The 19093-nt window shown below is 62.8% G+C and carries 16 protein-coding genes; 6 read left to right on the top strand and 10 right to left on the bottom strand.

The features are described from left to right. The first annotated feature begins 360 nt into the window (after positions 1-360). Positions 361-1095, top strand: coding sequence for a YceI family protein (locus tag ACQ4W0_RS10590; protein WP_436576690.1), 735 nt, complete (start codon positions 361-363; stop codon positions 1093-1095). On the opposite strand, the gene ACQ4W0_RS10595 is transcribed toward ACQ4W0_RS10590, so the two are convergent. After that, positions 1058-1687 (bottom strand): LysE family translocator, encoded by a 630-nt coding sequence (locus tag ACQ4W0_RS10595; RefSeq protein ID WP_436576691.1) that lies wholly within the window; start codon positions 1685-1687, stop codon positions 1058-1060. The genes ACQ4W0_RS10590 and ACQ4W0_RS10595 overlap by 38 nt on opposite strands. Before the next feature lie 234 nt (positions 1688-1921). Here ACQ4W0_RS10595 and ACQ4W0_RS10600 point away from each other — a divergent pair, with 234 nt between their 5' ends. Continuing rightward, positions 1922-4732, top strand: coding sequence for a hybrid sensor histidine kinase/response regulator (locus ACQ4W0_RS10600; RefSeq protein ID WP_436576692.1), 2811 nt, complete (start codon positions 1922-1924; stop codon positions 4730-4732). On the opposite strand, the gene ACQ4W0_RS10605 is transcribed toward ACQ4W0_RS10600, so the two are convergent. Continuing rightward, complete coding sequence (locus ACQ4W0_RS10605) at positions 4717-5628, bottom strand: alpha/beta hydrolase (protein WP_436576693.1); 912 nt, start codon at positions 5626-5628, stop codon at positions 4717-4719. The two genes, ACQ4W0_RS10600 and ACQ4W0_RS10605, sit on opposite strands and share 16 nt — an antisense overlap. A 2-nt stretch (positions 5629-5630) precedes the next feature. Then, positions 5631-8774, bottom strand: a complete 3144-nt coding sequence (locus ACQ4W0_RS10610) for an NAD(P)-binding protein (protein WP_436576694.1) — start codon at positions 8772-8774, stop codon at positions 5631-5633. A 209-nt stretch (positions 8775-8983) separates the two neighbouring features. Between ACQ4W0_RS10610 and ACQ4W0_RS10615 the strand changes: the two genes are divergently transcribed. Next, a complete protein-coding gene (locus ACQ4W0_RS10615) occupies positions 8984-9532 on the top strand; it encodes a phosphohydrolase (RefSeq protein WP_436576695.1) in 549 nt (182 codons plus the stop codon). Between the two features lie 359 nt (positions 9533-9891). After that, positions 9892-10491: a response regulator gene (locus ACQ4W0_RS10620; RefSeq protein ID WP_436576696.1), complete on the top strand. Its 600-nt coding sequence runs from the start codon at positions 9892-9894 to the stop codon at positions 10489-10491. Positions 10492-10908: 417 nt separating this feature from the next. Here the strand turns inward: ACQ4W0_RS10620 and ACQ4W0_RS10625 are convergent, their stop codons facing one another. Next, positions 10909-11352, bottom strand: coding sequence for a hypothetical protein (locus ACQ4W0_RS10625; protein ID WP_436576697.1), 444 nt, complete (start codon positions 11350-11352; stop codon positions 10909-10911). Here ACQ4W0_RS10625 and ACQ4W0_RS10630 point away from each other — a divergent pair. Beyond that, positions 11351-11944: a chromate transporter gene (locus tag ACQ4W0_RS10630; protein WP_436576698.1), complete on the top strand. Its 594-nt coding sequence runs from the start codon at positions 11351-11353 to the stop codon at positions 11942-11944. The two genes, ACQ4W0_RS10625 and ACQ4W0_RS10630, sit on opposite strands and share 2 nt — an antisense overlap. Next, positions 11941-12525: a chromate transporter gene (locus ACQ4W0_RS10635; protein ID WP_436576699.1), complete on the top strand. Its 585-nt coding sequence runs from the start codon at positions 11941-11943 to the stop codon at positions 12523-12525. Before ACQ4W0_RS10630 ends, ACQ4W0_RS10635 begins: the two co-directional genes overlap by 4 nt. A 1-nt stretch (position 12526) precedes the next feature. On the opposite strand, the gene urtE is transcribed toward ACQ4W0_RS10635, so the two are convergent. From urtE to ACQ4W0_RS10665, 6 genes are all read right to left on the bottom strand, one after another. Next, positions 12527-13225, bottom strand: a complete 699-nt coding sequence (gene urtE, locus ACQ4W0_RS10640; RefSeq protein ID WP_436576700.1) for an urea ABC transporter ATP-binding subunit UrtE — start codon at positions 13223-13225, stop codon at positions 12527-12529. 3 nt (positions 13226-13228) lie between these two features. Further along, positions 13229-14035, bottom strand: coding sequence for an urea ABC transporter ATP-binding protein UrtD (urtD, locus tag ACQ4W0_RS10645; RefSeq protein ID WP_436576989.1), 807 nt, complete (start codon positions 14033-14035; stop codon positions 13229-13231). Between the two features lie 20 nt (positions 14036-14055). Then, a complete protein-coding gene (gene urtC, locus ACQ4W0_RS10650) occupies positions 14056-15177 on the bottom strand; it encodes an urea ABC transporter permease subunit UrtC (RefSeq protein ID WP_436576701.1) in 1122 nt (373 codons plus the stop codon). Then, the gene (gene urtB, locus ACQ4W0_RS10655) at positions 15174-16775 is read right to left on the bottom strand and encodes an urea ABC transporter permease subunit UrtB (protein ID WP_436576702.1); all 1602 of its coding nucleotides are present in this window, start codon (positions 16773-16775) and stop codon (positions 15174-15176) included. The genes urtC and urtB overlap by 4 nt, the downstream gene beginning before the upstream one ends. A gap of 67 nt (positions 16776-16842) precedes the next feature. After that, a complete protein-coding gene (gene urtA / locus ACQ4W0_RS10660) occupies positions 16843-18096 on the bottom strand; it encodes an urea ABC transporter substrate-binding protein (RefSeq protein ID WP_436576703.1) in 1254 nt (417 codons plus the stop codon). A 201-nt stretch (positions 18097-18297) separates the two neighbouring features. Further along, positions 18298-19086: a DUF4349 domain-containing protein gene (locus tag ACQ4W0_RS10665; RefSeq protein WP_436576704.1), complete on the bottom strand. Its 789-nt coding sequence runs from the start codon at positions 19084-19086 to the stop codon at positions 18298-18300. Between the last annotated feature and the right edge of the window lie 7 nt (positions 19087-19093).

Here is a 19093-nt window from a genome sequence, read left to right on the forward strand (position 1 = left end):
CATATTTAAATTATCATTTATATAATGATGCGAAACTATCAAACGCGTAGTTTGTTTTTCAAAAGAAATTATTAATTCTCATTATCAGCACTTATTTCAATACGCATTTCCTTCCATGACCAACCATCCCACAATTCTATCCTGCACTGCAGCAGATTCATTTTCCAGCGCCTGAAGTCAATACCAACTCACTGCATTCATGTCTGCTGCCCTGCAAGGCAGGGCATGCGGCAAGACGAATTGGTCTTGCAAAACGGCCGCGCAAGCGAAGCGGCTATCGCGCCGCTGCCCGAATCGCTTACTATCGCCCCATCGCACCCTGCGCCACCACCATTGCCACCCTATGCCAGGAGTCCTCTGATGCCACATGCCCACCGCCGCACGCTGCTGGCCTGCGCCTGCGCCTTGCTCGCGGCCTGCACCCCGTTCGCCCCGCCGCCCAACGCCTCGCTCCCAGCCGCGCCAGTAGCGGCGCCAGCCATGCCCGCGCCCGCGTGGCAACAGCCGGGCGTGCATGTCTTGCACATCGTCCCGCAGGAATCCCTGCTGACCATCACCGTGCGGCGCGGTGGCGCGCTGGCCCGCCTGGGGCATGACCACGTGATCGCCAGCCGCAACTTGCAGGGCGTGGTGGCGCCCGCGCCGGGACGCGCGCAATTCCAGTTCCGGCTCGATGAGATGAGTGTGGATGAGGAAAGCTTGCGCCAGGCGGCCGGCCTGACGACGACGCCGTCGGCCGACGCCATCGCCGGCACGCGCCACAACATGCTGGTGCGCGTGCTCGAGGCCGAGCGTTATCCGTGGGTGCGTATCGATACCCGGCGCACGGGCAACAAGGAAATGCTCGACGCCGATATCACCCTGCATGGCGTGACGCGCACAATGCAACTGCCGGTGCGGATCGAGGAAACGGCCGACGGGCGCAGCCTGCAAGCGAGCGGCGGCCTGCTGTTAAAACAGAGCGACTTCGGCATCGTGCCCTTCGCCGTCCTGGGCGGCGCCATGGCCGTGCAGGACCAGATGGAACTGGCGTTCCGCATTACCGCCCGGCAAGACGTCAGCGCGCCAGGATCAGGCGCAAGCCCAGGCCGATGAAGATGGTGCCGGCCACGCGGTCCAGCCACAGGCCGGCGCGCGGGCGGCGGTTGAGCCACAGGCCGACGGCGCCGGAAAAATAGCCGAGCAAGCCAAACAGCACGCAAGCCTGCGCCGTGAAGACCAGGCCCAGCTGTGCCATCTGCCAGCTGACATTGCCCTGGCCCGCGACGATGAACTGCGGCAGGAACGAGAGGAAAAACAGCACGACTTTCGGATTGATACTGTTGGCAAACAAACCTTTGCCGAACAGGCGCAGCAGCGATTCGTCGGGCAAGGCCGCCGCGCCGTCGACTCTGGCGCCGCCACGGCTGCGCAAGGCGCCGATGCCCAGCCACACCAGGTACAGGCCGCCAGCCACTTTCAGCGCGGTAAATGCGGTGGGCGAGGCGGCCAGCAGGGCCGACACGCCGATGGTCGCCAGCACCGTGTGCGTGAGGCAGCCGAGGGCGCAGCCCAGGCCGAACGCCATGCCCTGGCGGCGCCCGCGCGACATGCCCACGCCCAGCACCATCAGGTTGTCGGGGCCGGGACTGGCGGTGATCAAAACGGCGGCGGCCAGGAAGGCCAGGAACTGGTCGGGACTGAGCATGGAGGACTCGCAGGCAAAAGGCGCCTTGATACCGGAGCGGGGCCATGCCGGCAGGACATGAAATTGCCCGTGTGCCACCGAGAGTCGATTAAAATGAGTACTCTACAACAAACGGCGTTGCCGCCACTTCCCGCGCGACCATCACCACACTCATCGATGCCAGCCCACCCGCCCCCGTCCCGCCACCGCGCTTCCTGCTCCCGCGTCTGCGCCTGGCTATGCGGCTGGCCGCTTGTGTTCGGCCTGCTGTTCGGCTTGCTGGGCTTGGGGGGCGCGGCGCAGGCAGCCACATTGGCCCTGAACAAGCAAGGCATCGCTCACCTGGGCAGCGGCGGGCAACTGTTTTTCCCCGGAAATGACGCCGCGCCTGCCGATGCCGCCGCCCTGCCCGCCTGGCTGGCGCGCCAGCGCCCGGCCGACCAGGTCGACCTGTTCGGCGGCGCCTACTGGCTGCATGCGCAGGTGCGCAACGACAGCAACGTGGCGGCCTGGGTCATCGACCCGAACGACACCCTGATCGACCTGGTCGACCTGCACGTGTATGGCCCCGGGCCGCACACGTCGCCGCACACCTTGCTGACGGGCTACCAGCGCCCGCACGAATATTTGCTGCACTACGGCAGGAACGTGCAGCTGGCGCCGGGCGCCACGTATGACATCCTGATCCGCTTTTCCAGCCCCTACTACGCGCGCGCCCCCCTGTTCGGCCTGACGACGCAGCAGGACTACCGCAAGCTGGTGGGCAAGGAAAACTTCCTGATAGTCGCATCCATCGGCGCCCTGCTGGCGCTGGGCCTGTTCAATTTCTTCATCTTTTCCATCACCCTGGAAAAAGCCTCGGCCTACTACGCGCTGTACGTGCTGACGTATGGCCTGGCCTGGGCCATGACCTTCCACGTCTTTGCCGACCTGTTCGACTGGCATATGCTACAGCTGCATTACGTGCCGTTTTTCCTGCTGCCCGTCTTCAGCACCCTGTTCTACACGCATTTCCTGCGCCTGCGCGACTACTCGCCCCTGCTGCACCGCATCAGCAAGGTCAACCTGGTGCTGCCCCTGCTGCTCTTGCCCAGCTGCTTCTTCGCCCTGTCGTATGCGCATACCTTGGCAACCATCGCCATCAGCATCTGGATGCTGCTGGCGCTGATCTGCGGCATCGTCGTCTGGTGCCGCGGCTACCAGCCGGCGCGCTTCTTCGTGCTGGCCTTCGTCGCCCTGATGCTGCCCGGCTTTCTGATCCTGCCGGCGAACCTGGGCCTGATGCCGGCCATGGTGGCCAACGCCCAGCTGGTGACCTTGCTCGGTGGCACGCTCGACGGCTTGCTGCTGGCCTTTGCCCTGGCCGACCAGATCCGCCTGCTGCGCAACAACCTGGAACAGCGCGTGCAGGAACGCACCTTGGCGCTGACCCTCAGCAACGATGCCCTGCTGAAGGCCAAGGAGCACGCGGAAGTGGTCAGCCGCCACCGCATCGACTTCCTGTCGGCCATGAGCCATGACATCCGCACCCCGCTCGCCGGCGTGATCGGCATGCTGAAATTCGCCCTGCGCGACCAGTCCGTCAAAGGTCGCACGCAGGAATACCTGCGCATTGGCCTGCATAATGGCGTGTCGCTATTGACCATTCTCAATGACATCCTCGATTTTTCGAAGATCGACGCGGGCAAGCTGACCCTGGAAACCGTGGACTTCGACTTGCTGGCGCTGATCGGCGACGCGGCCGGCATCGTGCAGGGCCAGGCCGACGCCAAGAGCCTGCTGCTGCGCCGCGAACTGGCGCTGGACCTGCCGCGCTACGTGCGCGCCGATCCCACGCGGCTGCGGCAAATCCTCATCAACCTGCTGGGGAACGCACTGAAATTCACGGCGAACGGCGAAGTGCTGCTGGAAGTGCGGCGCGCCCGCACGCCGCCGCGCCGCGACGGCTGCAGCGAGATCGACTTCATCATCAGCGATACGGGCCCCGGCATCGACGCGGACACCTTGCCGCGTTTGTTCCAGAAATTCGAGCAGGCCGACCATTCCACCACGCGCCGCTATGGCGGCACGGGCCTGGGCCTGGCCATCTGCAAGGAACTGGTCGAACTGATGCAAGGCACGATCGGCGTGGAAAGCCGGGTCGGCATCGGCTCGCGCTTCCATTTCACCTTGCCGCTGCAAGACGGCAGCGCGCCGGCGGCCGACGCGCGCCGGCCGGCACGCCACGCGCGCCATGCCTGCCGCCTGCGCATCCTGTGCGCCGAAGACGTGCGCACCAACCAGATCATCATCGGCACCCTGCTGGAAGGCATGGGACATGACGTGACCATCGTGGAAAACGGCGAGCAGGCGCTGCACGCGCTGGGCACGGGCGCCTTCGACTGCGTGCTGATGGATGGCCGCATGCCGCTGATGGATGGCGAACAGGCCACGCGCCTGATCCGCGACGGCGGCAACGCGCAGTTCCCCATTCCCGACGCGCACATCCCCATCCTCGCGCTGACGGCCAACGCCAGCGAACATGACCGGCAACGCTACCTGGCCGCCGGCATGGACGATTTCCTCAGCAAGCCCGTCGACGAAGCGCTGCTATTTGAAAAAATCGACACCATCATCGACCTGCTGCTGGCGCGCGGCCAAGCTCTGCCGCCGGCCATGCCCACCGCAGACGACACGCTGGCGCGCCAGTTCGGCCTGGATGACGCCGACGAGTCACCGGCATCGGCCGATCCCATGACGACGCCCGTGCACATCCTGCCGCTGGCAGGCCTGTCGCCGCAGCACTTGCAGCGCATCGCGCAAGCGTTCCTGATGGAAGCGCCGCGGCGCCTGGACCTGGCATGCCACGCCGTGCGCGATGGCAACGCCGGCGCAGCCGCAGCCGCCTTCCACGCCTTGAAAGGCAGCGCCGGCTACCTGAGCCGCCCCACCCTGCACGGCCTGTGCCACCAGATGGAAACCCTGGCCTCGAACGGCCAGCTCGACAACGTGGAGCCATTCCTGCCGCAGTTGCAGGAAGCGCTGGACGTGGCGCGGCGCGACTTGGAAGATCAACCCGGAGCTTGAGCCATCCAGCCGTGCGATTGCAGCCACGCCAGCAACAGCTGCGGCCAGGCAGCCGGCTCGCTGCCCGGCTTGCCCAGGCCCCAGCCATGGCCGCCGTGCTGGAACTGGTGCAGCTCGACGGGCACGCCCGCGCGGCGCAGCGCCGCTGCCATCAATAGACTGTTCTCGGGCGGCGCAATCGGATCGTCGAGCGCCTGCGCGACGAACATGGGCGGCGTGCGCGCATCGACGTGCAGTTCCACCGACAAGGCGTCGCGCGCCACCTGCGTGGGGTGACTTCCCAGCAACTGCTTCTTCGCATGCGTCGTGTCGAATGGCCGCTGCATGGTCAGCACGGGGTACAGCAGCACGGCAAAATCGGGCCGTGCCGATACGCCATCGATCATGTCGACGGACGTGTAGCGGGAGACGTCGGGCAGCACGGCCGTCATGCCGGCCAGGTGCGCGCCGGCGGAAAAACCCAGGATGCCGATGCGCGCCGGGTCGACGCGCCATTCGGTGGCGCGCGCGCGGATCACGCGCATGGCCCGCTGGCCATCCTGGAAGGGCGCGGCCACCCCGCCGCCTTCCTGCGGCAAGCGGTACACGAGTTCAAACGCCGTGATGCCCTGCGCCTGCAGCCAGACGGCGACCGGGCCGCTTTCCTTGCCCGCCTCGATATGCGCATAGCCGCCGCCGCTGACCAGCAGGATGGCCGTGCCGTTCGGCTGCGCCGGGCGGTGCACGAGCAGGTAAGGCTGATCGACCTGCGTGATGGAGCCCTTGGCGCTGTCGCGCTGCGGCCCGGGCGCCGCGCCACCGGGCGGCGCGCCCGGCCACAGCACAATGGCGCCGGGCGGCGCGGCGCCCGCGTGCAGGTGGTAAAAGACAAGACATAGCAGCATCAGGCCTTGCATGCCTAGAAATCCGTCTCGCCATGGATCACGGCCGGATAACCGGTCATGGCGCGCGCAGTCTGCATGCCGGCCATCACGGCCGCCTCCACGCAGCCCGCGTTCAGTCCCGTCCTGATCCAGTCGCCCGTCAGGAACAGGTTGCTGAACCCTGACTGATCGGTGGCCAGCCGGTACTGCGTGCTGTTCACCACCGACATCACGTAGCGCTCGGACGGGTCGACGTTGGCGCGCCAGTACTGGCTGTCGAAGCGCGCCGGCCCCGTGCCAGCCTTCGCATCGACCAGCCATTGCCACGGAAACGCGCCGGGCCCACCCGCCTCGGGCCACAGCGCGCCGATTTCGCGCTCCAGTTGGTGCAGCGCGCCCTGTTTCGCCTTGGCCGCGCAGCGGGCGGGAAAGCACGTGTCGGTGATGGGCGGGTAGCTGTCGATGGGGAAGGCGCTGCAAAAATACGAGACGTTTTTCGGCTCCAGTCCCGCCGGCCAGTCTTCGTGCGCCAATAACTGATCCATCGGCGCCCAGGTGTCGTACGGCTCCGTGAAGGCCGACAGCACGGGCTGTTGCCCTTTCGGCTGCGTGGTCCAGCCCATCTGCGCCAGGCTTTTGTTCAACCACACCTGGTAAGCCTGCGTGGCCACGGTTTTCACCTTGTCGGCAGCCAGTTGCAGGGCCGGGCTTTGCGCCAGCAGTTGCGGGCACAGGGCGGGCAGCGAGCCGATGGAAATGCCGAACACCACCTTGTCGAAATCCACACCCTTCTTCAATACCGTGGCGGGCAGCTGGCGGCCGAACGCCTGCTGATACTGCTGCGGCCAGTCGCTCCAGTACGATTCCAGGTTAACTTCCTGCTCTTGCAGCAGCGCCGCCTGGGCCGGTTCGATCTGCGCGTAGTCGGGCGCGCTGGGCCAGCATGCCAGGCCTTTGACATCCACCAGCGGCGCGTAGCCGGCGTCCGGGTCCTTCAATTGCACCTGCTGCGCGATGCGGATGCTGTCGATGTCGCCCGCGCCCGGCACCAGTTCTTCCACGCGCTGGAAGAATTTGAATTCCACGCCCCTTTTTTTCAGCACTTCGTACAGGGGCGTGAAGATGGTGTCGCCCATGCCGGCCTGCATCTTGAACATGATGCCGCCCTTGTAGGCCAGGCCGATGCGCGCCATCGCCCGCAACAAGGTGCCCGCCTCGATGTTCGGCTTGGCGAAATCACCGCCCTCATAGGCAAACACCAGGTCGTAAAAGCCCCGCACGGGCGCCGAATTGACGCTGAACTGCTCGTCGCCGCCATGTTTTTTCAGCCAGGCGCGGAAATCGATGTCGTTGATGACGTCAAAGCCATTCTTGAATACGCCATCCTCGAACATGCCTTTCATCACCGTGATGCCCAGGTCCAGGCAGGTGAACAGCCGGCGCAATTCATCGTCGCCATCGATCAGGGCGCGGTAACGCAGGCGCAGCCAGGCGCGGATGCCGTTCAGGGTGCTGGCCAGCAGCTGGTGGCGGGCCTGGTCGTGGCGTGTGGAGTCCGGCGCCAGGTCGGCCACCAGCGCCACCAGCGCGCCAACGGACAGGCCCACATCGAGTCCCAGTTCATCGGCCTGCCCCACCACTTCGTCGGCCAGGCGGCGCAGCCAGCCCGGCCACACGCCCTCGCCTTGCGACGCGCTGGCGCTGGCACGCTCTATGCGCGCGTCGGCGTCGGCCACTTGCCGGATCTGGCGTATCCACTGCTCGATCCAGCCCACCATGGCGATGGCCATCTGCCACAGGGTGATATCTTCGCCGCCCTCGCCCGGCTCGCCCGGCAAGGTGGGGAAGACGATGGACCAGTTGCGCCACTGGCCCTTGACGTCTTCCGACAGGGCCACGTAATCGTGCTGCTTGAAGGCGTCGCGCCAGGTGGCCAGCGGGGCGCCGGGCGGACGCTCCAGGCTGGCGTAGGCTTCCTTGATCATCTTGAAGGCGTTCGCATAAAAGCCGAACCAGATGTGCAGGCCGTGTTCCTCGATGCGCTGGCCCACTTGCGCATTGCGCCCGCTGGCGCCCTTGCCGCCCAGGCGCCAGCCCAGCTGGTAGACGGTGATCGCATGCTGGTTTTGCCAGCCCGGCTGGTTCGTCAGATAATATGCCGCCGTCATGGCCGCCACGCCGCCACCCAGGATGGCGATCTTTTCCGGCGCGATCTGCGAGTTGTCGACCAGTTCCTCGCCCGGCATGGCCGTGAAGTCAAAATTCACATTGAACGGCAATATCGCCGCCTGCGGTCCCAGCCGCAAGCCCAGGGTCTGGTCGAGCGGGAAACTGTCGAAGGCGTGCAAGGTGCATTCATACTCATAGCCCAGCAGGCGCGCGCTGTGCAGGCGGTTGATCTCGGCCGGCGCGGCCAGCAAGGCCTGGTACACGGCTTTCACACCCGCGCTGTCGGGGAATTGCTTGAGGAATATCTGGTCGATGCGGGGATTGCGCAGCAGCGACAGGATGTCCGCCCAGCCGGCCTGGTCCATGTCAAAGAAACCCGGGATGGAGAGGAAAATCTTGAACGCCTGCTCGATGAGTTCGAGGAAACTGTTGACGGGTTTATGCGGCCCCGTCTGCACGGTGGCGTTGACTTCCAGCAGCGGGTGCAAGGCCAGTTTCGTTTCCGGCGAAAAATGCTGGAAGCCCTTGGCGGCCACGGAACAGCGCAGCGGCTCGCTGCCAGCGGTGGGGATTTCGTAGTCGCACAGGTATTTCGGATAGCCGAACAGCTCGCGCCCGTTGATCAGGGCCATGGCGTCGTCGACAAAAATATGGCACGGATACCAATAGATATGCGCAAGCTTGCCCGCCGCATCCATCTCGCCGACCATGATCCAGGTGACGATATCGACTTCCGTGATCCAGCCCTTGGCCTGGTCGACGGGGTTGGCGGAGTCCGCATGGTTGACGCGCGTAAACGTCAGCATTACATACGGCGACAGGGCTTTCAGGGTCATTTTGCGGCCCGCCACCTGGTTCAGCGTGGTATTCACGGTCGCTTGCAGCTTCGCCAGATCGCCCCTGACGAAATAGCCGTACATTTCCGACTGTTTCAATTGCAGCGGCGAATGCATCATCACCGAACCGCCCTGATAGATATACGAAGGTCTTGCCGAAGGTATCGCCGTCATTGCCCTGCCCCCTGTGAAGTTTCAGACAAACAAGATTGCTATAGTGTATTGAGAAAGAACAATGAATGATATGAAATAAATGAAAGGATTTGCCAAGAGGCATAGCTTAGGCTCCGTCCCTGCAAGAAACTTCCTGCGCACGGCAGCCGGGGCAGGTCCCCGCCATCGGGTGTACGATGAAACATCCTGACCGTTCCGAGCTCCCTGCCATGGCAATGATTACCACCGACTACGTTTCCACTTATTCCGGCAACCGTTTTTATCCCTTGCGCCCGCATATCGACAAGGTAGTCATCGAGGACATCGCCCACGGCCTCGCTTACCAGTGCCGCTTCAATGGACAGACGCAAGTGTTTTACTCGGTCGCCCAGCACAGCCTGATCGTCGCCGGGCTGGTGCCGCCCCATTTGCGCCTGGCCGCCCTGCTGCATGACGCGGCAGAAGCCTACCTGGGCGATATGGTGAAGCCCTTGAAAGTGCTGTTGCCGGAATTTGCTGTGCTGGAAGACAAGGTCAGCGCCATCATCGCCGCCACCTATGGCCTGGATTTTTCCGATTACGCGCCCATCAAGCGGGCCGACCTGATCGCACTGGCCACGGAAAAGCGCGACCTGATGCCCCACTCGGCCGAGCGCTGGGCTTACCTTGACGGCATCGCCCCCTTGCCCGATATAATCGAAGCCATGGGTCCGGCCGAAGCCAAGCAGCGCTTCCTGCATGCTTTTGCCCAACTGGGCGGACTTGGGCTTGCGGCGTGAAGCTTCCCCTGCCGCACGAACGGGCGCTAAGCCCCGGTTTTTACACGGCTTTTTTAGATATCCACAGCAACTGTGGATAAAGTTGTTGATAAGCCCCTCTTGACAAGCCGCAACACCAGTATTGATGCGGGTTTCAACAATTTGCTGATTTCACAGGCATTTTTTTATCCCAATGAAATCAATGACTTAGAATCATGAGTTTGCGCTAGCACAAAGTTACTCGACCACCATGAAAATATATTTTTCTGTGCATAAACAATCCTGCCCCAGGCCGTCTTGCCTGAACAGCATTGTTTTGACAAACCCCGCAGACTGGCATAGTGTGGAGTGAGCGAGCACGATCAACGGTGGATAAATGCATGAATATGGATAGCGATAGCACCGCCAAGGAGGCGGATGAACCCGACTGGCTGGTCGACGAACCACTCGGGCGGGCAGACGCGGCGGCAGAGCCCGCCAACGCGGCGCCATGGCGCGTGCTGATTGTCGATGATGATGTCGATGTGCACGTGGTGACCAAGTTCGCCCTCAGCCAGGCCAGTTTCCAGGGCCGCAGACTGAGCTTTCTGCACGCCTATTCGGGCGCGGAGGCGCTCAGCCTGCTGCGCAGCACACAAGATATCGCCGTGGTGCTGCTCGATGTCATCATGGAAACCCAGGATGCGGGGCTGCAAGTGGCGCGCCAGGTGCGCGAAGACCTGCACAACAGTGCCGTGCGCATCATCCTGCGCACGGGCCAGCCTGGCCAGGCGCTGGAACACCGCATCATCATCGACTACGACATCAACGATTTCTGGTGCAAGACCGACCTGACCACACGCAAGTTGTTTACCACCGTGATCGCCTCGCTGCGCACCTACGCCACCTTGCGCGAAGCGCAGCAACAAGTCGCCGAGCTCGCCGCCGCCCTGGCCCACTGCGGGGACGCGCCAACGGCACCGGCCGCCGACACGCCCTGAACCGCCGCCGCTACTTTCAGTCATAAAAACAAGAGCACTGGATAGGCATACAGGCTTGTGCAAGGCCCCGTTTTGGCCTGCGGCGGCGCTGCATCTGCTGCGCCAATCCGGCGTCATTATCTAAGTGGCGGATTGTTAAGCGCTTTTTCAGATATCCACACGGACTGTGGATATCTTTGTGGATAAGCGCCTATTGACAGGCCTCAAAGCCACAGCCCGTGCGGCTTTCAATAAACTGCTCAATCAAACAGCAAAAATAAAAACCATTAAAATCAAACACTTAGAAAGTCACAGATAATCACAAGAAAATTATTTCGTCAGTTTCGCTAACCCATCATTTGTGCATAACTGAGCCGCAATGATCAATCCGACAACACCGTCTTGCCGCTGCCGGCAACACAGTTGCCTTGCGGATACTCAATGCACGGTCTGGCGGCGCTGCTCCGGATGCAGCAACACGCGTTCGATCAATTCGGGGGCAACATTGTATGACTTCAGGTATTCCAGTGCGCACAAGGTACTGAAGGCAGCCTGCACGGCGATGCCCAGGTTGACGATGTCGCACATCTTCTGATCGAGCCGGGCATGCGGCACCACGGTTTTGGCGGGCATATGCAGCGTTTCTGTGGAATTAAGCATGATGAACAACTCCTGCGAAGGGGGAAGGAGGGGCGGAGACGGCATACCGGTGCGTACCGCGCCAGCGCGGACAGGAACAGCGGTCGTGTTGCCGATAAAGTATTGCTGATAAACTCTCGATGTCAATGGCAGGGAAACATGAGCCAAGGTTTTTTTCTTGCAGGCACAACTGGAGCCGAAAGCGATGGACAAGCGCAATCGGCCACGGCGATAATCAGCCATGCCCTCATCCCCCCTTTCCGCCTTCCCGCCCGACCTGCCCCGCCCGCAACCGGCCTCGCTGGCCGACCTGTTCTTCTCGTTCACCTGGCTGGCCCTGCAGGGATTCGGCGGCGTGCTGGCCGTGATCCAGCGCGAGATGGTCGAGCGCAAGCGCTGGCTGACGCAAGAGGAGTTCCTGGAAGACTGGGCCGTGGCGCAAATCATGCCCGGGCCGAATGTCGTCAATCTGTCGCTGATGGTGGGCGGACGCTATTTCGGCTTGCGCGGCGCGCTGACGGCGCTGGCCGGCATGCTGGCCGTGCCCCTCGTCATCGTGCTGCTGCTGGGCGTGCTGTACACGCGCTTTGGCGACAATCCGCAGATGGCGGGCGCACTGCGCGGCATGGCGGCCGTCTCGGCCGGCATGATCGCCGCCACGGGCGTGAAACTGGCGGCCGCGCTGGGCAAGCATCCGCTGCCCCTGTGGCTGACCTTGCCCATCACCGTGCTGGGCGTGCTGATGGTGGCGATCTTCCGTTGGCCCCTGCTGTACATCCTGCTGAGCCTGGGCGGCATAGCCTGCCTGCTGACCTACCGAAAACTGTCCTCATGACGCCGCCTTTGCAATTGGTGTTGAGCGCGGGCGACTGGCTGAACCTGTTCGGCCACTACCTGATGCTATCGCTGATGTCGATCGGCGGCGCCATTTCCACCACCTCCGAAATGCACCGCTTCCTGGTCGAGCAGCACGGCTGGCTGACACAGGCGCAATTCAATGAATCGATTGCCATCGCGCAAGCCGCACCCGGCCCCAACGTGCTGTTCGTCGCCCTGATGGGTTGGAACGTGGGCATGAATGCGGGCAGCTACACGGCCGCATACCTGGGCGTGCTGGTGACCATGGTGGGCATCATGCTGCCCAGCACCACCCTTACCTACGTGGCAGCCCAATGGGGCTACCGCAACCGCGACTTGCGCCCCGTGCGCGCCTTCAAGCAAGGCATGGCGCCCATCGTCGTGGCCCTGCTGATTTCCACGGGCATGATACTGGGCGGCGCCAATCACGACATCCGCACGGACTGGCCCCTGTGGAGCCTGTCCATCGTGGCCGGCCTGATCATCTGGCGCACGAAGATCCATTTGCTGTGGCTGCTGGCGGCCGGCGCCGTGCTGGGCTGGCTGCAACTCGTTTAAGCTACACGGCCAGGTGGCGCTTGACCTCGTCGCCATCCATCTGCGCAGCCAGTCCGCTGGCGACGACACTGCCGCGCGACAGCACGATGAATTCGTCGGCCAGCTCGCGGGCAAAGTCGAAATACTGTTCGCACAACACGATGGCCATGTCGCCCCGCTGTTTCAATAAGGCAATGACACGGCCGATATCCTTGATGACGGAGGGCTGGATGCCCTCCGTCGGCTCATCGAAGATGATCAACTGCGGCTCGGCCAGCAGGGCGCGCGCGATGGCCAGTTGCTGCTGTTGCCCGCCGGACAAATCGCCGCCGCGCCGCTGCAGCATCTCTTTTAATACCGGAAACAACTCATACACATGGGGATCGATGCGCGTAGCTTGCCTGCCCGTCTTGACGGCCATGCCCATCAGCAAGTTTTCCTCGACCGTCAGGCGCGCAAAGATGTCGCGCCCCTGCGGCACATAGGCCATGCCCAGCTTTGCCCGCGCATGCGGCGCCAGCCTGGTGATGTCGCGGCCATCGAGCACCACCTGGCCCTGTGCCACGGGCAGCACGCCCATCAGGCATTTCAAGAGCGTCGTCTTGCCCACGCCATTGCGCCCCAACAAGGCCAGGCATTCGCCCTTGCGGGCCGACAGGTTGATGCCGCGCAAGGTATGCGAGGAACCATAGTATTGATTTAATTGTTGCACTTCGAGCATGACTTACCTTCCCAGATAGACTTCGATCACGCGTTCGTCGGCTTGCACTTCGTCCATGCGGCCCTGCGCCAGCACGGCCCCTTCATGCAGCACGGTGACGATGCCTTGCTGGGCAATTTCCGTGACGAAACCCATGTCGTGCTCGACCACCATGATGGAGTGCTTGCCGCGCAATTCATTGAGGAGCTCCGCCGTGCGCGCCGTTTCCGCGTCCGACATGCCGGCTACCGGTTCGTCCAGCAGTATCAGCTGCGGCTCCTGCATCAAGAGCATGCCGATTTCCAGCCACTGCTTTTGCCCATGCGACAGCAAGCCGGCCGGCCGCGCTTGCTGACCATTGAGGCGTATCAAACGCAATATTGATTCGATCTTGCCCTCCTGCTCCGACGTCAGGCGCGCAAACAGGGTGGGCGCCACACGCTTGTCCATCTTCATGGCCAGTTCCAGGTTGTCGAACACCGTGTGCTGCTCGAATACGGTGGGGCGTTGGAACTTGCGGCCGATGCCCGCGTGGGCAATCTGCGCTTCCGTCATGGTGGCCAGGTTCATGGTCTGGCCGAACCAGGCCGTGCCGGACGTGGGCCGCGTCTTGCCCGTGATGACATCCATCATGGTCGTCTTGCCCGCCCCGTTAGGGCCGATGATGCAGCGCAATTCGCCCACGGAAATATCGAGGCTCAGCTTGTTAATCGCCTTGAAGCCGTCGAACGACACGCTGATGTCTTCCAGATACAAAATGGCGCCGTGCGTCGTGTCGACGCCCTCGCCTTTCACGCGCGAGTAGCTCGGACCAGCTTCGGCGCTAGCCATGCCGGGCAACATGCGGATGCTCATACGGCCTCCTCTGCCACGACGGCCACTTTTCTGCGTTTGAGCTTGTCCAACACGCCCAGCATGCCTTGCTGCATGAACAAGGTCACGCCGATGAACAGCAAGCCCAGCGCGAACAGCCACAGTTCCGGCAAGGCAGCCGTAAACCAGCTCTTCAAGCCATTGACGGTGAAAGCGCCCAGGATGGGGCCGATCAAAGTACCCCGCCCACCTACGGCCACCCACACGACCATCTCGATAGAGTTCGCCGGTGACATTTCGGACGGATTGATGATGCCCACCTGCGGCACGTACAGGGCGCCGGCGATGCCGCACAGCACGGCCGACAAGGTCCACACGAAGAGCTTGAACCACAACGGGTTGTAGCCAAGAAACATCAGCCGCGCCTCGCTGTCGCGCACGCCCTGCAGCACCCGGCCCAATTTCGAGCGGACGATGGCGCGCGCGCCCACCAGCGCCGCCAGCAGGATCGCCAGGGTCAGCAGGAACAGCACGGCCCGGGTGGCGGGCGCCGTGACGCTGTGGCCGAGAATGGTCTTGAAATCGGTGAAACCGTTGTTGCCGCCAAAGCCGGTGTCATTGCGGAAGAACAAAAGCATGAAGGCATACGTCATCGCTTGCGTGATGATGGAAAAATACACGCCCTTGATGCGCGAGCGAAACGCAAAGTAGCCAAACACGAAGGCAAGCACGCCCGGCACCAGCACGACGAGGGCCATGCAATACCAGAAATGTTCCGTGAAGGCCCAGTACCAGGGGTAGGTTTTCCAGTCGAGAAAGACCATGAAATCGGGCAAGCTGCTGTGGTACTGGCCTTGATCGCCAATGGCGCGCATCAGATACATGCCGTGCGCATACGCGCCCAGGGCAAAGAACACGCCGTGGCCCAGCGACAGGATGCCCGTGTAGCCCCAGACCAGATCCAACGCCAGCGCGGCCAGCGCATAGCACATGAACTTGCCCACCAGCGCCACCGTGTAGGCGGACACATGCAACGCATGCCCTTCGGCAAACGCCAGATTGAAAATCGGCAACAGCGCCGCCAGCACGCTACAGGTGGCAATGGCCATCCAGACGGGCCGGGGAAACAGGCCCTCGTTGACACGGAGTGAGGTAATCATTCGACGCTGCGTCCCTTCATGGCAAACAGGCCCTGCGGCCGGCGCTGGATAAAGATGATGATGAACACGAGGATGGCGATCTTCGCCAGCACGGCGCCCGCCACCGGTTCGAGAAATTTGTTCACTTCGCCCAGGCCCAGCGCGGCGATCACGGTGCCGGCCAGCTGGCCCACGCCACCCAGCACCACCACCATGAAGGAATCGACGATGTAGCTTTGGCCCAGGTCTGGGCCCACATTGCCCAGTTGCGACAGGGCCACGCCGCCCAGCCCCGCGATGCCGGAACCGAGGCCGAAGGTCAGCATGTCGACCTTGCCCGTGGCCACGCCCACGCAATCGGCCATGCGGCGGTTTTGCGTAACGGCCCGCACAAACAGGCCCAGGCGCGTCTTGTTCAAAATCAACCACACAGCCACCACCACGACGACGGCAAAGACGATGATGGCCAGCCGGTTGTACGGCAGCACGAGGCCGCCCAGCACGGTGACGCCACCCGACATCCAGGCGGGATTGGCCACTTCCACGTTTTGCGCGCCAAAGATCGTGCGCACCGTCTGCATGAGGATCAGGCTGATGCCCCAGGTGGCCAGCAGGGTTTCCAGCGGCCGGCCGTACAGCCAGCGGATGACCGTGCGCTCGAGCACCACGCCCACCAGGCCGGCAACAAAAAAGGCGGCAGGCAGCGCGGCCAGCAGGTAGGCCTCCTGCATGCCGGGCAGGTAGGTGCGGAAGAACAGCTGGCACAGGTAGGTCGTGTAAGCGCCTATCATCAGCAGCTCGCCATGCGCCATATTGATGATGCCCATCAGCCCGAACGTGATGGCCAGCCCCAGCGCGGCCAGCAGCAGCACGCTGCCCAGCGAAATGCCGTAGAACACATTACCGGCGAATTCCATGCGCGACACTCTTCCCTTGATCTGGCGCATGGTGTCGATGGCGGCCAGCTGCACGGACTCGTCCGGCTCGCTGGCGCGGCCATCCACACCCTTGTCCAGCATGGCTTGCAGCACGGGCAGCAGGCGCGCGTCGCTGCTGCCCGCCAGCGCCTGCACGGCGGCCTTGCGCGTGGCGGCATCGGGTGCCTGCAGGCTGGCGCTGGCGATCAGCACCTGCAATAGTTGTTTAATGTCAGCATCGCTTTCCCGCCCCAGGGCGGTGCGGATCAGGGGGAGTTGTGCGGGATCGACAGCCTTTTGCAAGGCTTGCGCCGCCGCCAGCCGGGCGCTGCGCTCCGGCGCCAGCAGCTGCAAGCCCGACAAGGCGCCCGCCACGGCGGCGCGCAAGCGGTTGTTGACCATCACGCCATCGATGCCGTCGGGCACCGGACCAGTCTTGCCACTTGCCGGATCGTAAGCTTGCTCGCCGTCGACCACATACACTTTGCCATCGGGCGCGGCATACAGGCTGTCATCCTGCAAGGCTTGCAACACGCGGGCGGCCTCGGGCGTGGCCAGCGCGGCGATCTGCGCCACGGCCTCGACGCGGGCATCGGGGTCGTCGCCGGACAGCGGTTTCAGTAGCTCTGGAGGGATGGCGGCCTGCGCCATGGATGACAGGCACAGGCAGGCGAAGACCAGCAGCGATGTGAATAGCCTCATTGAGTTCCCGGGAAAGCGTTGATGGTCAGCACCACCGGACGCATGCCCGATGATGCCGGCGTTGCTTTTACAGCTTTTGCTTGCCCTCATTGCCCTTGATATACGGGCTCCACGGCTGTGCGCGTATTGCTTCCTTGGTTTTCCACACGACATTGAATTGCCCATCGGCCTTGATCTCGCCGATCATCACGGGCTTGTGCAAATGGTGGTTGGTCGCGTCCATTGTCAGGGTGAAGCCCGATGGAGCTTTCATGCTCTGGCCCGCCATGGCGGCGATCACCTTGTCCGTCTCCGTCGATTTGGCTTTTTCCACCGCCTGCGCCCACATGTGGATGCCCACATAGGTCGCCTCCATAGGGTCGTTCGTCACCACGGAACCCGCGTTCGGCAACTTTTGCGCTACCGCATACGCCTTCCACTGCTTGATGAAGGCCATATTCGCGGGGTTCTTGACGGATTCGAAATAATTCCATGCCGCCAGATGACCGAGCAGCGGCTTGGTATCGATGCCGCGCAACTCTTCCTCGCCCACGGAAAAAGCGACGACGGGCACGTCCGTGGCTTTCAAGCCCGCGTTGCCCAGTTCCTTGTAGAACGGCACATTCGAATCGCCATTGATGGTGGAAATGACGGCCGTCTTGCCGCCCGTGGAAAACTTCTTGATGTTGGCCACGATGGTTTGATAGTCGGCATGGCCGAACGGCGTGTAGACCTCGCTGATATCGCTATCCTTGACGCCTTTGCTTTTCAGGAAGGCGCGCAATATCTTGTTGGTGGTGCGCGGATACACGTAATCCGTGCCCAACAATACGAAGCGCTTGGCCCCTCCGCCATCCTTGCTCATCAAGTATTCGACGGCGGGTATCGCCTGCTGGTTCGGCGCGGCGCCCGTATAAAACACATTCTTTTCCAGCTCCTCGCCCTCGTATTGCACCGGGTAAAACAGCAGGCTGTTGAGTTCCTTGAACACCGGCAAGACGGATTTGCGGGACACGGACGTCCAGCAGCCGAACACCACGGCCACTTTATCTTGCGCCACAAGCTGGCGCGCTTTTTCCGCAAACAAAGGCCAGTTCGACGCGGGATCGACCACCACGGCTTCCAGCTTCTTGCCCAGCACGCCACCCTTGGCATTGATTTCAGCGATCGTCATCAGGGCCACGTCTTTCAGCGACGTTTCGGAAATGGCCATGGTGCCCGACAGGGAGTGCAATATGCCCACCTTGATGGTATCGGCGGCCAGGGCTGCCTGCATATAGGTGGACGTGGCCAGGGCCAGTGCGCCGGCGGCGGCCGCTTTCAGGATGATGCGTCGTGACATGGGGACTCCTGTGATAGGTTCGTGGGGGTCGAGCTGGGCATACGATGTTGTTAAAGCAGAATACATGCCAGCACCGGCAGGCGTCCGCCATGGTGCACGCGGCCAGCGCCGCACGAAAAAAAAACCTGGCTGCACAAGGACTGTGCAGCCAGGTTTGAAATTGCCGTAAAACGGTGCGCGGCAGGCATCAATCCTTGTGTATCACTCCTTGCGCGGCACTCCGCGCAAGCGGCGCCAGCCCTTGCGGCCCAGCGGGAACAGCAGCATGAAAGCGATCAGCCACGGCAGGATGTAGGCCATGGCCGTGATGGCGTTGGCCACGCCTTGCGACAGGTTTTCCGTGAAATTGCCCAGCGCGCGCTTGACGGGCCGCCAGAACGATTGCTTGCCTTCGGCGCTGATGGCCACGTTCAGCAAGTCCGTGTCGATGCGCTGCATCAACAACGCGTTGGCCGCCGTCGCCTGCTCCAGTTCCACTTGCACGGTCGCCAGCTCCTTGGTCACCTTGATCAGGGCGTCGACGTTCGCGCCCGAGCGTTTTTCCAGGTCCTGCAATTGCGTTTGGTACTGCTTGAGCATGTCCAGGCGTTTCTTGCTGTCAAGCACGGGACGACCGAGGTCTTCCACCTTGGTGCCTTGGCTGGTGACATCGCCTTCGGCCGCGACCAGCGCGACGAGCTTCTTGATGCCGGCCGGCTTGGCGCGCATGCTGATGCGCGCATGCACGTAACGGCCGCCGTCGATGCTCGAGTCGAGCAGCAGACAGCCATTGTCCGTATCGGCCTTGCAGGCGGCGACCACTTTTTCATACAGGGGCCGCACTTGCGCCTCGTTCGTATCGACGCTGACATTGTGTTCATAGGCAAGAAATTCGCTGCCTTTTTCCTTGCCATCGAGACGCGCGGCGCTGGACTGCCCGGCGCTCTCGCCCTTGCCGCCGCAACCGGCCAGCAGCAACAGGCCGATCAGGCTGATATACACTTTTTTCATGATTTCT

This window comes from Janthinobacterium breve (assembly GCF_051380895.1).
Lineage (GTDB): Bacteria > Pseudomonadota > Gammaproteobacteria > Burkholderiales > Burkholderiaceae_D > Janthinobacterium.

Bases quoted from the DNA above. Each gene is read 5' to 3' on its own strand.
- ACQ4W0_RS10590 (WP_436576690.1), top strand. From the start codon at position 361: ATGCCACATGCCCACCGCCGCACGCTGCTGGCCTGCGCCTGCGCCTTG.
- ACQ4W0_RS10595 (WP_436576691.1), bottom strand. From the start codon at position 1,687: ATGCTCAGTCCCGACCAGTTCCTGGCCTTCCTGGCCGCCGCCGTTTTG.
- ACQ4W0_RS10605 (WP_436576693.1), bottom strand. From the start codon at position 5,628: ATGCAAGGCCTGATGCTGCTATGTCTTGTCTTTTACCACCTGCACGCG.
- ACQ4W0_RS10610 (WP_436576694.1), bottom strand. From the start codon at position 8,774: ATGACGGCGATACCTTCGGCAAGACCTTCGTATATCTATCAGGGCGGT.
- ACQ4W0_RS10615 (WP_436576695.1), top strand. From the start codon at position 8,984: ATGGCAATGATTACCACCGACTACGTTTCCACTTATTCCGGCAACCGT.
- ACQ4W0_RS10620 (WP_436576696.1), top strand. From the start codon at position 9,892: ATGAATATGGATAGCGATAGCACCGCCAAGGAGGCGGATGAACCCGAC.
- ACQ4W0_RS10630 (WP_436576698.1), top strand. From the start codon at position 11,351: ATGCCCTCATCCCCCCTTTCCGCCTTCCCGCCCGACCTGCCCCGCCCG.
- ACQ4W0_RS10625 (WP_436576697.1), bottom strand. From the start codon at position 11,352: ATGGCTGATTATCGCCGTGGCCGATTGCGCTTGTCCATCGCTTTCGGC.
- ACQ4W0_RS10635 (WP_436576699.1), top strand. From the start codon at position 11,941: ATGACGCCGCCTTTGCAATTGGTGTTGAGCGCGGGCGACTGGCTGAAC.
- urtE (WP_436576700.1), bottom strand. From the start codon at position 13,225: ATGCTCGAAGTGCAACAATTAAATCAATACTATGGTTCCTCGCATACC.
- urtD (WP_436576989.1), bottom strand. From the start codon at position 14,035: ATGGCTAGCGCCGAAGCTGGTCCGAGCTACTCGCGCGTGAAAGGCGAG.
- urtC (WP_436576701.1), bottom strand. From the start codon at position 15,177: ATGATTACCTCACTCCGTGTCAACGAGGGCCTGTTTCCCCGGCCCGTC.
- urtB (WP_436576702.1), bottom strand. From the start codon at position 16,775: ATGAGGCTATTCACATCGCTGCTGGTCTTCGCCTGCCTGTGCCTGTCA.
- urtA (WP_436576703.1), bottom strand. From the start codon at position 18,096: ATGTCACGACGCATCATCCTGAAAGCGGCCGCCGCCGGCGCACTGGCC.
- ACQ4W0_RS10665 (WP_436576704.1), bottom strand. From the start codon at position 19,086: ATGAAAAAAGTGTATATCAGCCTGATCGGCCTGTTGCTGCTGGCCGGT.